Consider the following 15,098-nt stretch of genomic DNA (forward strand, 5'->3'; position numbering starts at 1 on the left):
CCACCGCATCCGCGAAATCGCCGAAACCCGCGAAGGCTTCACCGGAAAATCACCCGTGATCGCCAACCGGACGCCCATCTCCTGACCAAGCATCTTCCGCCACCCTCCGAGCTAAGAAAGACCATGACACCAGAACCGCAGCCCACCCTGACCGCATCCCCTACCCAGTCCGCCGCCGTCGCCGACCACCGGGACCCCGTGGTGCCCGCCCTGAAATCCGCCGGGCACGTCATCGTCGATTCGCTGGTGGCCCACGGCTTGGAGCGCACCTACGTGGTTCCCGGCGAGAGCTTCCTTGACGTGCTGGACGGCCTGCACCAATCCGACATCGAAACCATCGTGTGCCGGCATGAGGGCGGGGCCGCATACATGGCGGAGGCGGACGGCAAGATGCAGCAGCGCCCGGGCGTCGCGATGGTCACCCGAGGGCCGGGCGCCGCGAACGCGCATGTGGGACTTCATACCGCCTGGCAGGACTCCACCCCGATGCTGCTCTTCGTGGGCCTGATCCCGTTTGCCCACCGGGACCGGGAGGCGTTCCAGGAATTCGACATCAAGTCCTGGTTCGATACCGGGGCCAAGCGCGTCATGGTCCTGGACCACCCGGAACGCGCCTCGGAGATCGTTGCCGAAGCCATGTTCGCCGCGATGAGCGGACGGCCCGGACCTGTAGTTGTCGGCCTGCCCGAGGACGTCATCCGGCAGCAGATCAGTCCTGTACTGCACCCCGCAATACCGGTAGCGGCAGGCGGCATGAGCGGTACCGATTCCGCGGCACTGAAGACTGCCCTGGCCGGGTCCAGCAAGCCGCTCTTCGTCACGGGCGGCAACGACTGGACACAGGAGGCAGCCGAACGGCTCACGACCTGGCTGGAGCGGCACCACATCCCGGCCGCGGCCGAATGGCGCACGCAGGGGACGGTGTCCTTCGATTCGCCGTCCTATGTAGGTCCCATCGGATACGGCCGGCCCAGGCCCACGTATGACCTCCTTGAGGAGACCGACCTCCTGGTGTTTGTCGGGACGGTGCCCGGAGACGTGATCACCGACGGGTTCGTGTGTCGGCAGGACTGGAGCAAGCAGAACTTCCTGGTCACGGTGGACCCGTCGCTGCGCGGACGGTCCGGGCCGGTGTCGCGGCAGATCCTGGCCAAACCGGACGCTTTCGTCCGCGACCTTGAGGACATCGACCTGCCGGTCAAGGAGGAGTGGAAGGCCTGGACGGCAAGGATGCGGGGCGAGCAGGAGAGCTTCGCGGCGCTCCCTCCGGCCGCGCCCGCTCCCGGCCAGGCGAGGATGGACACCCTGATGGCCAACCTCGTGCCGCGTCTTCCCGGGGATGCGATGGTGACGTTCGGGGCGGGCGAACACACCAACTGGGCACACCGGTATTTCCCCACCCGCCGCTACGCCTCCATGATCAGCGCCCGCAACGGCTCCATGGGGTACTCGGTACCGTCCGCGATCGCCGCATCGCTGGCCGAGCCCGGACGGCGGGTGGTGACCATCGCGGGGGACGGCGAATTCCTCATGAACGGGCAGGAACTTGCCACCGCCACCCAGTACGGTGCAACGCCCCTGGTGGTGGTCATGGACAACCAGGAATACGGCACCATCCGGACACACCAGGAAAGGCACTACCCGCAGCGGGTTTCCGGAACGCAGCTGAAGAACCCGGATTTTGCCCTGATGGCCAGGGCCTTCGGCGGTTTCGGCATCACCGTCACAGAAGACCGTGACGTGCCGGCTGCCCTGGACGCCGCGCTGGCGGCCATCGACGGCGACGGCGTGTTTGCGCTCATCCACCTCGTGGTGGAGCAACGGGTCAAGGCTTACTAGCGCAAGAAAGGGGAAGGCCGGCGCCTGTTGGCCGGCCTTCCCCTGGGCTCGTCCGCTATACCTGGTCGGTTCGGTCCGGGCCCTTGTGGACGCCCCCGCGGAGGTTTTCCTGGACCTTGCCGAACAAGTCCTTGATGGTGGACTCGGCGTTGGAAATGACGTCCACCGGAACGTAGACCTCATGGGTCACCGGAAGGTCGTACTCATCCTTGAGGTGCGTGCCGTTGCCCACCCCCGTCAGGGACAGGTAGACCATGGCCTCAGTCCGGGCAATGCCGGCGAGCTTGCCGAAGACCACGGTAAATTCGTTGGGCTGGAAGCTGATGGTCTGTCCTATGTGGCTGCGTCCCAGTTCGCCGGCGGGGACCGCCTTTTCCGACTGGCTTCCGGTGTAGTCCATGAACTTCTCCTTAGATCGCCAACACGTACGCAGGCAGTCTAACCCTGCCCCTCAACGGCGTCACCGGCCGCCCGCTGGAGCGCTGCACAAAGAAGTATGCCCACACGTGGCCATTCTGCCATTGAGCCCACCACTGGCCCACCTGTTTGATGGCAGCACCGGAGCTGCAAGGGCCGCTCCGGACGGGCCCCTTTCAAAGGACTAACCGTGACTTCAACGACGAACCGCGCAAGACCCCCTGCCAACAGCCCCCTCCGCTGGGACGCCGTCGACATCGGCGGCGCAGTGAAGATCAGGATCAATGGACGCACCGTCTTCGGCGGCCTGGTGGACGCCAGGACAGCGGGCGGGGACGTGGTGTGGGTGACCGCGCCCGCCGGTGCCCGGCGCATGTTCCACATCGCAGACGGCTTCGACCTGGCAGGGGTGCCGGCATGACCGACTGCCCGGAGGATTGCCACTACTGCACCGGTCCGGAGACGGACTGAGGAGCCACCGGAATCCCATGACCCCACTTTTGATGCCCGGATCATCACGATCCGGGCATCAAATTGCTGCCACTGCATGTGGCGTCGTTGACGCGGGCAACGGGTACAGCGAAGGTAATGCCATGAGGTCTCACAAAATTTGCCAGGGTTTCGTTATGACGACGGCGGCTGCGGCAGCAGCGCTGATGCTCACCGCGTGCGGTCCAGGCCAGCCGCAGTCCCAGACCACGTCCTCGGCCGGCGGCCAGGCCAGCCCCTCCGCCTCCGCCTCGGCATCGGCGTCCACGCCGTTGCCAACGTCTCCGGCGCCAGCCACGTCCACCCCGGCATCGCCTGCCCCGGGCACCACGGCGGCCGGCGCACCAGGGCTGTGCAAAGCAGCCGGGCTCACCGCAGCCACCGACGCATCCGGCGGCGGCGCGGCGGGCAGCGTCTACATGAAGCTGAACCTCACCAACAGCGGCACCGAGCCCTGCATCCTTCGAGGCTTCCCCGGTGTCTCGCTGGTGGCGGACGCTGCCGGCGCCCCAATCGGCGCACCTGCCACACGGGATGAATCCGCGGGCGTGGTGGATGTCCTGCTGGCCCCTGGCCAGACCGGCACAGCGGTGCTGCGCTACACGCAGGCACGTAACTACCAGGGTTGCTCACCCGTGGATGCCGCCGGATACCGGGTCTACCCGCCGGAGGACACGGACTCGCTGTTCATTCCGCAGCCCACCACGGCCTGCAGCAACGCGGACATCGCCCTGCTCTCCATCGGAGCGTTCCAGCCCTCATAACATAAGGCACCCACTCCCCAAGGACTGAAGGCGGCCCGGCTGTTAAGCCGGGCCGCCGTCAGTTCTGTTGGACCGCCGTCGGACGCTCCTGTTCGCCGACCGGTTTCCCCGGTCAGCGCGCTGCCGTGCTGATGCGGCCGGCAGCGCCGAAAAGCAGGTACACGATGCCTGACCATGGACTTGGACGCCCCCATGCTAAGTAGACTTAGTAAATCCGCCACGGATAGCAGTCGCCGTTCCGGACGCATCACAAAGTGGCCTGGCATGGCCTTGGACCGGAGGCAGGTTGAACTGGCATGACGTCGATTTGGTTGGACCGCAGGGAGCCCTTTGCATCTGATCCGTTCGAGCCGGATTCGTCCTACGACACAGTGGTGGCCGGCGCCGGCCTCACCGGACTTGTCGCCGCACTGCTCCTGGCCCGTTCCGGGCAAAGGGTGCTGGTGCTGGAGGCCCGCTATCCCGGTGCCGTGACCACCGGCAATACCACCGCCAAAGTCAGCCTCCTCCAGGGGACGTTCCTCTCCCAGCTGGGCCGCCAGTATTCACGGAAACAGGTGCAGGCCTACGTGGACGGGAACCGGGAAGGGCAGGCCTGGCTGCTGCGCTACCTGGAGGAACACAAGGTTCCGTTCCAACGCCGCGATGCCTACACCTATGCCGCGTCCGCCCAAGGCACCGAAAAACTCCGGGAGGAGATCAGCGCCGCCACCACTGCGGGGCTGGACGTGGATTACGTGCGCGACGCCGGCCTGCCGTTCCCGGTGCACGGTGCCATACGCATGCGGGGCCAGGCGCAAATCAATCCCATGGACGTCCTCGATGCACTGGTGGCGGACATCCGCAGCCGTGGCGGACGAATCGTCAGCGGGGTCCGGGTCCGCGACGTGACCGGGGATTCGCCGTCCGCGGTCCAGACCGACCGCGGCAGTGTCAGGGCGGACAAGGTGGTGCTGGCTACCGGCATCCCCGTCCTTGACCGCGGCCTCTATTTCGCCAAGCTCAAGCCCAGCCGCTCCTACGCGGCGGCACTGGACCTGCAGGAGGACCAGGCGCCCCCTCCAGGCATGTACATCTCGGTGGAGCAGCCCACGCACTCCCTTCGGGACTACGAGGTGGACGGCAGGAAGCTGCTGTTGGTGGGCGGGCACGGGCACCACGTGGGCCGGACAGACTCGGAGAAGGCGCACCTCACCGGCCTGCTCGACTGGGCCGGGAAGCATTACCCGGGAGCCCGCACTACGCACACGTGGTCCGCGCAGGATTACCTGCCAACCAACCTCATGCCGTTCTTTGGCAAGCTCCCGCGGGGCAAGGGCCAGATCTACTTCGGCACCGGCTACAACAAGTGGGGAATGACCAACGCCATGGCCGCCGCCCTGGGGATTTCGGCTGACATCCTGGGCGGCCAGGTGCCGTGGGCGGACACCATCCACCACCGCATCACTTCACCGGCGGGGGCCTTGTCCGCCGTAACGCTCAACGCCGGCGTGGCCGCGAGGATGGCCTCCGATTGGGGAAAGGTGGCCACCGAAGGACGGAAGATCGAGGGCCTGAAACGGGACACCCGGCAGCCCCCTGTCCCTGCGGCGGCCGGCCCTTCCGCCACCACCGTGGAAGGGCAGGCCGGCGCAGTCCCCCAGGAAGGGCAGGGCAAGGTGTACCGCCAGGGCAACCGTCCGGTGGCAGTGTCCACGGTGGGCGGAAGAACCTGCAGGCTATCCGCCGTCTGCACCCACCTCGGCGGAATCCTCCACTGGAACGACAACGAACAAACGTGGGACTGTCCGCTGCACGGCTCCCGGTTCACCAATGAGGGCAAGCTGCTCGAGGGTCCAGCCACCAGGGACCTGCCGGAGGCTCGAACTGACTGAGCAACCCTCATCAAGGCCGGAAGCCTGCGGCATGGAGTCCGCCCGGTTCCGGCCGCATTCGGCTTCCGGCGGAACGTGGAGCCCCGGCAGGAGAGGGTGTCGGTGCCTTGGTGCATGATGGAGGCATGAACCAGGAACAGGGTCCTGCCGGCAGTGCTGCTTCCGGCGCGGCCGCGCCCATGGGGCGGTTCAGCCGGCCTACCCGGGACTGGTTCCTGGGCGCATTTTCCGAGCCAACGCCTGCGCAGGCAGGGGCCTGGAACGCCATCTCCTCGGGTTCGCATGCGCTGGTGGTGGCCCCCACCGGTTCAGGAAAAACGCTCGCAGCCTTTCTCTGGGCCCTGGACCGGCTCCTGGGGTCTGCGCCGAAAGCACCGGAATCCGCTGACACTGCGCCCGCCAAAGGCAAGCGCACCCGGGCGCCCAAGAGGAAGACCCGAGTCCTCTACATTTCACCCCTGAAGGCCCTGGGCGTGGACGTGGAACGGAACCTGCGGGCGCCCCTGATCGGCATCACGCAAACGGCAAAGCGGCTGGGACTTCCCGCGCCGCTCATTACCGTTGGTGTCCGGTCCGGCGATACTCCCGCCGCAGACCGGCGTGCGCTCCTGAGCAGCCCGCCGGACATCCTCATCACCACCCCCGAGTCGCTGTTCCTCATGCTGACCTCGAAGGCGCGCGAGACCCTCACCGAGGTGGACACCATCATCATCGACGAGGTCCATGCCGTGGCCGGGACCAAGCGCGGGGCGCACCTCGCCGTTTCCCTCGAACGGCTGGATGCCCTGCTGCCCAAACCTGCACAGCGCATCGGGCTTTCCGCCACCGTGGAGCCCAAGGAACTCGTGGCCCAGTTCCTTGCCGGTTCGGCCCCCGTGGAGATCGTGGCGCCACCGGCAAGGAAGAACTGGGACCTCACGGTATCCGTGCCGGTGGAGGACATGTCGGACCTGCAGGCCGCCGCCGGCGCCTTCGACTCCGGCCCGGCATCCGGGCTCCAGCCGCAGGCGTCCATCTGGCCCCATGTGGAAGAGAAGATCGTTGACCTGGTGCTGGCCAACCAGTCCACCATTGTGTTCGCGAATTCCCGCCGCCTGGCCGAACGCCTTACCGCCCGGCTCAACGAGATCTACGCCGAACGCCAACTGGTTGCCGTGGGCGGTGGCTGGGATGACCCCGCTCCGGAAGGGCAGTCGGGTGGGGCAGGCACCCCGGGGGGACCGGCGTCGGGCGTTCCCTCCTCAACCGCCACGCCGGCACACATGATGGCGCAGGCGGGAAGCTCGGCCGGGACTGACCCGGTGCTGGCCCGCGCCCACCACGGTTCAGTGTCGAAGGACCAGCGCGCCCTGATCGAGGACGACCTCAAATCCGGCCGGCTGCGGTGCGTGGTGGCCACGTCCTCCCTGGAACTGGGCATCGACATGGGCGCCGTTGACCTGGTGGTGCAGGTGGAGTCGCCGCCGTCCGTGGCCAGCGGGCTGCAGCGGGTGGGCCGGGCAGGGCACCAGGTGGGTGAAGTCTCCCAGGGCGTCCTCTTCCCCAAGCACCGGGCAGACCTGGTCCACACCGCCATCACCGTGGAGCGGATGCTGGACGGCAAGATCGAGCGGCTCAGCATTCCGGCCAATCCGCTGGACATCCTGGCCCAGCAGACCGTTGCGGCAACCGCGCTGGGCAGCATCGACGTGGAGGAATGGTTCAGTACCGTCCGGCGCTCCGCGCCGTTCGCGTCCCTGCCCCGCTCCGCATTCGAAGCCACCCTCGACCTGCTGGCGGGACGCTACCCCTCCGACGAATTCGCCGAGCTCCGCCCCAGGATCATCTGGGACCGGAACGCGGGCACCATCGAGGGCAGGCCCGGAGCCCAGCGCCTGGCAGTCACGTCCGGCGGCACCATCCCGGACCGCGGCCTGTTCGGCGTGTACATCATCGGCACCGAACAGGAAGGTTCCGCCTCACCCTCCGAGGACGGAAAGCCGGCGCGTGCGCCCAAGGGCGGGCGCCGGGTTGGCGAGCTCGATGAGGAAATGGTTTACGAGTCCCGCGTGGGCGACATCTTTGCCCTCGGCGCCACCAGCTGGAAGATCGAGGACATCACCCACGACCGCGTCCTGGTCTCCCCCGCGTTCGGCCAGCCCGGCAAGCTGCCCTTCTGGAAGGGCGATTCCCTGGGGCGGCCGGTGGACCTGGGCCGCGCCCTGGGCGCGTTCGTCCGTGAACTCTCGGCGTCCGACGCCGGACCGGCCGCCGAGCGCTGCAAGGCCAGCGGCCTGGACGACTTCGCCGCCAACAACCTCGTCCAGTACCTCACCGAGCAGAAGCAGGCCACGGAAGTGGTGCCCAGCGACACCACGCTGGTGGTGGAGCGGTTCCACGACGAACTGGGCGACTGGCGGGTCATCCTGCACAGCCCGTTCGGCATGCCGGTGCACGCGCCATGGGCCCTCGCCGTGGGGCAGCGGCTCCACCAGCGCTACGGGCTGGACGGCTCGGCCATGGCGGCCGACGACGGTATCGTGCTGCGGGTGCCCATGATGGAGGACGAACCACCAGGCGCCGAGCTGTTCCTCTTCGATCCCGAGGAACTGGAGCAGATTGTCACGGCCGAGGTGGGTGGCAGCGCCCTGTTCGCTTCGCGTTTCCGGGAGTGCGCCGCCCGTGCGCTCCTGCTGCCCCGGCAGACACCCGGCAAGCGCCAGCCACTGTGGCAGCAGCGGCAGCGGTCGGCGCAGCTGCTGGACGTGGCCAGGAAGTACCCCACGTTCCCCATCGTGCTGGAAACCGTTCGCGAATGCCTGCAGGACGTCTACGATCTTCCCGCATTGAAGGACATTGCCGCATCGGTTGAGCGTCGCGAACTGCGGATAGTACAGACCACCACCCAGCAGCCCTCGCCGTTCGCCAAATCCCTTCTGTTCGGATACGTGGCCCAGTTCCTCTACGAGGGCGATTCCCCCCTCGCGGAACGGCGTGCCGCAGCCCTGGCCCTGGACTCCACTCTCCTCAACGAGCTGCTGGGCCGGGTTGAACTGCGCGAGCTTCTGGACGCCAAGGTCATCGACGACACCGAACGCGAGCTGCAGCGCCTGGCCCCGGACCGCCGGGCCCGGGGAATGGAAGGCGTTGCCGACCTCCTGCGGCTGCTCGGACCGCTGACCCCGGAGGAAGCGGGAGCCCGGCTCGAGGGCACCCCGGTGGTTGAGCGGGCCGAAAGCGAAACCACCAAGGTGGTTGAGCCCGTCGAAACCGCAATCAGCGCCACGGTTGCGGAAGCGGCAGCCCACCTGGCATCCCTTCAGCGCGCCAACCGCGCCATCAAGGTCAACATCGGTGGAGTGGAACGCTACGCCGCCGTGGAGGACGCAGCCAGGCTGCGCGACGCCATCGGCGTCCCGCTGCCCATGGGTGTTCCCCTGGCCTTCATCGAACCGGTCGCGGACCCCCTCGGCGACCTCGTCTCCCGGTATGCACGTACGCACGGGCCCTTCACTGCTGCCGAGGCGGCAGCCCGCCTGGGCCTTGGCGTGGCGGTGGTGGGCACCGCGCTGAAGCGCCTGGCAGCGGACGGCCGCGTGGTGGAAGGTGAGTTCCGGCCCCATGCCACGCCTCCCGAAGCACCAGTATTTGATTCCACAGCGGCCGATGCCGCCCTGGCGGGGCCGGGCCCGCACGAAGCCGGGCAACCCGTCGAAGCCCCGTCCGTCGAAGCCCTCGCCGCGGAAGCTCAGGCCGCCGAAGAAGAGCCAACAGATGGGCTGGCGTCCCCCGCTGTGGTCCCCGCATCTGATGTCCCGCACACCATCGCCAGCGAATGGTGTGACGCAGAGGTGCTGCGCAAGCTCCGCCGTCGCTCCCTCGCCGCCCTGCGTGCGGAAGTGGAACCCGTGGACGCCGCCGCCTACGGCCGCTTCCTGCCCGCATGGCAGCACGTCCGGACTCCCGGCGGAGGCCGCGGCCAGCCGTCGCTGCGGGGGCTGGACGGCATTATCACCGCGATCGACCAGCTCTCCGGTGTCCCGGTCCCCGCCTCGGCGTGGGAGCCCCTGGTGCTGGCCACGCGGGTATCCAACTACCAGCCCGCCATGCTGGATGAGCTCATGGCCACCGGCGAGGTTCTCTGGTCCGGCGCCGGCGCACTGCCAGGCAACGACGGCTGGATCAGCCTCCACCTGGCCGACTCGGTGGAACTGACGCTTAACCCGTCGCCCGAGTTCGAACCGGGCGACGCCGGCCGGCGGCTCCTTGACCACCTGCGGAACAACGGCGGCGGATATTTCTTCCGTCAGCTGACCGACGTGGCCGGCGGAATGGATGCCGTCCTCAGCGACCAGGAAGTGGTGACTGCCCTGTGGGACCTCGCATGGGCCGGCAGGATCACCGGGGACACCTTCGCACCGGTGCGGGCGCTGATTGCCGGCGGCCACACGGCGCACCGGCAGGTGGCCCGCGCGCCGCGTGCCAGGGCACCGCGGCTGAGCCGGCTGGGCCGCTCCCACGGCACCGGGCTGATGGGCTCCCCCGGGCTCGCGGGCGGCCGGTACGGGACGCAGGGTGCGGGCACGCCGCCCACAGCGGCCGGACGCTGGTCCGCCCTTCCCGAACCTGAGCTCGATCCCACCATCCACGCCCGCGCCACCGCCGAACTCCTGCTGGACCGTTACGGCGTGGTCACCAGGGGCTCGGTCATGGCAGAGCAGATCATGGGCGGTTTCGGGCTCATGTACAAGGTCCTGGCCCGGTTGGAAGAAGCCGGACGGTGCCGCCGCGGGTACTTCATCGAGCACCTTGGAGCCGCCCAGTTCGCCGTTCCAGCCACCGTGGACCGGCTCCGTTCCTACTCAGAGGACACGCAGTTGGCCAAGGCCGAACCCGTGGCACTGGCGCTGGCAGCAACCGATCCCGCCAACCCCTACGGGGCGGCCCTGCCTTGGCCCGCCCAGCAGGACGACGCCGGTACGGGCCACCGGCCCGGGCGGAAAGCGGGTGCGCTGGTTGTGCTGGTGGACGGCGCTCTGGTCCTTTACGTGGAGCGCGGAGGAAAGACGCTGCTGGCCTTCAGCGATGACGAAGCCGTCCTGGCGGCGGCAGGGGCCGCACTGGTGGGTGTTGTCACCCGCGGGGCCGTGGACAAGCTGATCATGGAGAAGGTCAACGGGCACGGCATCCTGGACACGCCCGTGGCCGCAGCGCTCAGCTCAGCCGGCGCCTACTCCACCCCGAAGGGACTGAGGATCCGTGCCTGAGGGGGATTCCGTCTGGCGGGCAGCGCACCAACTGCACGAGGCTTTGGCAGGGCAGACCCTGACCGCCTCGGACTTCAGGGTGCCCCGGTTTGCCACCCTGAATCTCGCCGGGTGGACGATGGCCGAGGTAGTCCCACGGGGCAAGCACCTGCTCATGCGGGTGGTCAGCCCGGAGGACAAACGACTGACCATCCACTCGCACCTCAAGATGGAGGGCGCGTGGCAGGTGTATCCGCCCGGCGGACGATGGCGCAAGCCGGGCTTCACCGCCCGGTGCGTGCTGCGCACGGCCGTTGCTGACGCCGTCGGCTTTTCCCTTGGCATTGTGGAAGTGGTGGCAACAGCCGACGAAGACTCAATCGTCGGTTTCCTTGGCCCGGACCTCCTGGGCCCGGACTGGGACCTGGACGAGGCGGAACGGCGCATCAGAGCCCGCCCCGAGGTCCCGGTGGGAGTGGCGCTGCTGGACCAGCGGAACCTCGCCGGCATCGGCAACATCTACCGCTGCGAAGCGTGCTTCCTGTCCGGGGTCCATCCCGGGACCCCTGTCTCCGGCGTTGCCGACGTCCGGACCATGATGACGGACGCCAAGCAGCTCCTGGAGGTCAACCTTGGTCCGGGGCGCCGCGTCACCATCCTCAACGCACGGGGCATGCCGGTAGGCAGGATGGCAGGCCGGCCGGGCTACTGGGTCTACGGCCGGGAACGCCAGCCATGCCTGAAATGCGGCACTCCCATCCAGCGCGGGCTGCTGGGCAAGCCGAACGGCGAGGAGGAACGGGACATCTACTTCTGCCCGAAATGCCAGCCAGCGCCGTCCTGAGCTCCGGGCTGCCTGTGCTTTAGCAGGTGGCGGGAGCGGATTCGCTGGCAGTCTTCGGAGCGGCGGCCTGCACCATGAAGCGCGGCAGCAGGATGTGGACCAGGGGGCCGATCGCCAAAGCGTAGACCACCGTCCCCACTCCTACCGACCCTCCCAGCAGCCAGCCGGCGGCCAGGACCGTCACCTCAATGAGCGTGCGCGACAACCTGACCGACCATCCCGTGCGCCGGGCCAGCCCGGTCATCAGGCCGTCGCGGGCGCCGGGTCCAAAGCCTGCGCCGATGTAACAGGCCGAGGCGACGGCGTTCACCAGCACTGCGCCGGCGAGGAGCACAATCTGCAGGGCCAGGTGGGACACCGGCGGGAGCAGAGCCAGACCAATGTCGGCGAAGACCCCCACCAGGACGGCGTTGCACAGTGTTCCGAAGCCAGGCATTTGCCGCAGGGGGATCCAGAGCAGCAACACCAGGAAACTCACGATGATGACCACCACGCCGATGCTCAGCCCGGACCGGTTGGCCAGTCCCTGGTGGAAGACGTCCCAGGGGTCCAGGCCCAGGCCGGCGCGGATGAACATGGCCAGGGAGATGCCGTACATGGCGAGGCCGGTGAAGAGCTGGATCAGTCTGCGGGTCATCATGCAACCATGCTCCCAGCCAACTGGCATCCAATTGCATAGCCAGTCTGAAATACTGGCTACATGGCTGCCAGTCTTACCGCCCTCGCTTTGTCCCGCCTCCTTGGACCGTGGAACAGCGGGACCGGGCCTGCTTACCGGGAACTGGCCGACGTGGTGCGGCTCCTCATCCTCGACGGCCGCATCCCGCTGGATACGGCATTGCCCAGCGAGCGTTCCCTGTGCACCGCGCTGGGGGTCAGCCGGACTACTGTCACCGGGGCGTACTCCAGCCTGCGGGACCAGGGGTTCCTGAGCAGCGGCCAGGGCAGCCGCGGCAGAACCCGCATCCCGCAACTTACGCCGTTCGGTCCCGCGCTCTTCGGCCCCCAGCCATCGGGCGCCGGTTCCCCGGCAGCACCTGGCCTCTCCGCACCCGGCGGACTCATCGACCTTGCCTACTCGGCGCTCCCCGCCAGCGGCGAGGTGGTGCACCGGGCCTTTGCCTCCGCCCTGACCGAACTGCCGGCCCTCCTGCCGGGGTTTGGCTACGACGCCCTGGGGCTGCCGCCGTTGCGCCAGGCGATCGCTGACCGGTATTCCGCCGCCGGGGTACCAACGCAGCCGGAACAGATCATGGTGACCTCGGGGGCCCAGCATGCGCTGACCATCATCATCCGCACGCTGACGGACCGGCAGGACCGGATCCTGGTGGAACACCCCAGCTACCCCCACGCGCTGGACGCGGTCCGCGCTGCAAAGTGCCGCCCCGTTCCGGTGCCCTTCACCGATTCGGGCTGGGACCTGCCCGCATTGGAGTCCGCACTGGCCCAGCAGCAGCCCAGGCTCGCCTACATGGTTCCGGATTTCCACAATCCCACGGGCATGATCATGCCTGACGCCCAGCGCCGCCGGCTGGCCCGTGCTGCCGCCGCGGCCGGAACCGTCCTGGTGGCGGACGAGACACTCCGTGACCTCAACCTCGACGGCGTTGCCACCACTCCACTGGCTGGCTTCAGCAGCTCCGTGGTGTCCATCGGATCGCTGAGCAAGTCGCATTGGGGCGGGCTGCGCACCGGCTGGATCCGGGCTTCGGAGTCCATGATCCAGAGGTTCGCCGCTGCGCGCACCACCCTGGACCTGGGCGGACCCGTCATGGAGCAGTTGGCCGCAGCCCATCTGGTCCGGGCCTGGGAGGCACCACTTCCCGCCCTGCTCAACAGGCTGCGCGGCAACCGGTCAGTCCTGCTCAGTCTTTTGGCCGAGCATCTGCCCACATGGGAGACCACCCAACCCGCCGGCGGTCTTTCCGTCTGGTGCCGGCTTCCCGGTCCCATCAGTACGGCGCTGACCGTGCTGGCACCGGACTTCGGCATCAGGCTTGCGGCCGGACCCCGCTTCGGGATCGGCGGGGCGTTTGAACGCAACCTGCGGCTGCCCTTCACGCTCCCGCCGGACAAGCTGGAGACGGCGGTTCTGGCGCTGCGGGCGGCCCAGGACAAACTGGACGCCGCACCCCAGCTCCGGCGCTCACTGACCCGGGCGCCCGCCGTCGCAATCGCCTGACCCGCCACCACCCGAGATGCCGGAACAGTGCGTACCCGCCGGAAAACTACAGCGGGCCGCAGCGTTTCGGCGAGCGGGGCGCGAAAGGGGAAGGGAGACCTATGCGTACACGCGCTCCAGGAAGCCGCCCCAGGCCTTGGCCGTGGTTTCGGAGTCCCCGGAGCCGCTGAAATCGTGCACCGTCATGCCCACGGGAGCACCGAAGGCGTTGCGGCCGAAGAACCGGTACATCGCGTCCGCGGTGCGCACGCCGAGGAAATTCCCGTTCGAGAAGTCCACGACGCCCGTCAGCCGCCCCACGCCGTCGAGCTCCACATCAACCGCGGCACCCTCATCGGCAGAGCCGGCACCCAGCGCCTCCCGCAGCCGGGTGAAACCGTCCGGGGCCTGGGAAGCGGCAGGAGCCTGGACGTCGGTGAACACCACGGGCCGGCCGTCAAAGTACTCCAGGTACTGGCCCAGCGTGTGCAGGTAGAACGCGGTGTGGCGGCTGGCGCCGTCGTATTGCTGGTCCCAGTTGTCCGCGAAGATCCCGCTGTGGACGTAATGGAGCCGGGCACGGCCGCCGTCCAACGGCTCCAGGACGTGCTCCAACTGGTTGAACCAGCCGTCCGGCCCCTCCATCCGCGATACCAGGTGGGTGGGGTATTCCTCCACCGTCCTGACGGCCGGCCACTGGTCAGTGGGGAACATCCAGGCGGGCGTTCCGTTGGTCACAGCCTCCCATGCCCGCTCCGGGGTGCCGGGCAGCTCGGTGTCGTAGACGATCTCAAAGTTTCGCTTGTCGCTCATGTGTCCTGCTCCTTGCCTGGTTCTGATTCCTTGGTTGCCTTGGGGGCGCCGGTTTCCTTGAGGGCGGGATGCAGCGCCACCACGAGCCGGTGCCGCCGCCCGCCTGGGGACGGGGCGCCGTCGTGGTACTTGTCCACCAGCCGGGTGATTTCCACGCCAAGTTCCTCGGCGAACGCGGCCCGGTCGGCGGCCGTGCGGAAGGTGATGTCGCCGTCGATGGCGAAGGTGGCCAGCTTCTGCCGGGCAACGGCGGCGCCGGCGATGAGCTTGCCCACCTCCTGGACCATCCGGCCCGCGAGCGCCAGCAGCCAAAAGGCCGAGAACCGGTCCGCGAACCGCCGCGGGTCGGGGGACACTGACGCCAGCGCTGCAGGTGAGATGAGGTAGGAGGCGGCCGTGGCCTGCAGGACCCGCTCGGTCACGTTGCCCTTGCGCCGCTCTTCCACTAATTCCACCAGCCCGTGCCGCTCCAGCGCTTTGAGGTGGTAGTTGACCTTCTGCCGCGGCAGGCCGACCCGCACGGCCAGCTGTGTGGCCGAAGCCGGCTGGACCAGTTCGCGCAGAATCCGGGTGCGGATGGGGTCCAGCGTTGCCTCGGCGGCGGCCGGGTCCTCGATCACTGCGATGTCCTGCATGCTTCCAGTCTGCCCACCGACAACTTTTATTGTCAAG

General features: G+C 68.2%; 11 protein-coding genes. 7 read left to right on the top strand and 4 right to left on the bottom strand.

From position 1 onward, the window contains the following. The first annotated feature begins 123 nt into the window (after window positions 1-123). A complete protein-coding gene (locus VXJ37_RS13800) occupies window positions 124-1,839 on the top strand; it encodes a thiamine pyrophosphate-dependent enzyme (RefSeq protein ID WP_331323605.1) in 1,716 nt (571 codons plus the stop codon). Window positions 1,840-1,894: 55 nt separating this feature from the next. On the opposite strand, the gene VXJ37_RS13805 is transcribed toward VXJ37_RS13800, so the two are convergent. Further along, complete coding sequence (locus tag VXJ37_RS13805) at window positions 1,895-2,239, bottom strand: hypothetical protein (protein ID WP_307307376.1); 345 nt, start codon at window positions 2,237-2,239, stop codon at window positions 1,895-1,897. A 207-nt stretch (window positions 2,240-2,446) separates the two neighbouring features. Between VXJ37_RS13805 and VXJ37_RS13810 the strand changes: the two genes are divergently transcribed. The 5 genes from VXJ37_RS13810 to VXJ37_RS13830 all read left to right on the top strand — a co-directional run bounded on the left by VXJ37_RS13810 (window position 2,447) and on the right by VXJ37_RS13830 (window position 11,452). Next, window positions 2,447-2,677, top strand: a complete 231-nt coding sequence (locus VXJ37_RS13810) for a hypothetical protein (RefSeq protein WP_331323607.1) — start codon at window positions 2,447-2,449, stop codon at window positions 2,675-2,677. 205 nt (window positions 2,678-2,882) lie between these two features. Then, window positions 2,883-3,509, top strand: a complete 627-nt coding sequence (locus tag VXJ37_RS13815; protein ID WP_331323608.1) for a DUF4232 domain-containing protein — start codon at window positions 2,883-2,885, stop codon at window positions 3,507-3,509. Window positions 3,510-3,805: 296 nt separating this feature from the next. After that, window positions 3,806-5,383, top strand: coding sequence for an FAD-dependent oxidoreductase (locus VXJ37_RS13820; RefSeq protein ID WP_331323609.1), 1,578 nt, complete (start codon window positions 3,806-3,808; stop codon window positions 5,381-5,383). 125 nt (window positions 5,384-5,508) lie between these two features. Continuing rightward, on the top strand, window positions 5,509-10,629 hold the full coding sequence (locus tag VXJ37_RS13825) for an ATP-dependent helicase (protein ID WP_331323610.1): 5,121 nt from the start codon (window positions 5,509-5,511) through the stop codon (window positions 10,627-10,629). After that, entirely contained in the window at window positions 10,622-11,452 is an 831-nt protein-coding gene (locus VXJ37_RS13830) for an Fpg/Nei family DNA glycosylase (protein ID WP_331323611.1), read from the top strand. Before VXJ37_RS13825 ends, VXJ37_RS13830 begins: the two co-directional genes overlap by 8 nt. Window positions 11,453-11,471: 19 nt before the next feature. Here the strand turns inward: VXJ37_RS13830 and yczE are convergent, their stop codons facing one another. Then, window positions 11,472-12,092: a membrane protein YczE gene (gene yczE / locus VXJ37_RS13835; protein WP_331323612.1), complete on the bottom strand. Its 621-nt coding sequence runs from the start codon at window positions 12,090-12,092 to the stop codon at window positions 11,472-11,474. A gap of 60 nt (window positions 12,093-12,152) precedes the next feature. Between yczE and yczR the strand changes: the two genes are divergently transcribed. Beyond that, a complete protein-coding gene (gene yczR, locus VXJ37_RS13840; protein ID WP_331323613.1) occupies window positions 12,153-13,634 on the top strand; it encodes a MocR-like transcription factor YczR in 1,482 nt (493 codons plus the stop codon). Window positions 13,635-13,733: 99 nt separating this feature from the next. Here the strand turns inward: yczR and VXJ37_RS13845 are convergent, their stop codons facing one another. After that, window positions 13,734-14,426, bottom strand: a complete 693-nt coding sequence (locus VXJ37_RS13845) for an SRPBCC domain-containing protein (RefSeq protein WP_331323614.1) — start codon at window positions 14,424-14,426, stop codon at window positions 13,734-13,736. Further along, window positions 14,423-15,061 carry a helix-turn-helix domain-containing protein gene (locus VXJ37_RS13850; protein ID WP_331323615.1) on the bottom strand — a complete coding sequence of 213 codons (639 nt, stop codon included), beginning with the start codon at window positions 15,059-15,061 and terminating at the stop codon, window positions 14,423-14,425. Before VXJ37_RS13850 ends, VXJ37_RS13845 begins: the two co-directional genes overlap by 4 nt. Window positions 15,062-15,098 lie beyond the last annotated feature (37 nt).

Source organism: Pseudarthrobacter phenanthrenivorans (assembly GCF_036455295.1).
GTDB classification, from domain to species: Bacteria; Actinomycetota; Actinomycetes; order Actinomycetales; family Micrococcaceae; genus Arthrobacter; species Arthrobacter phenanthrenivorans_C.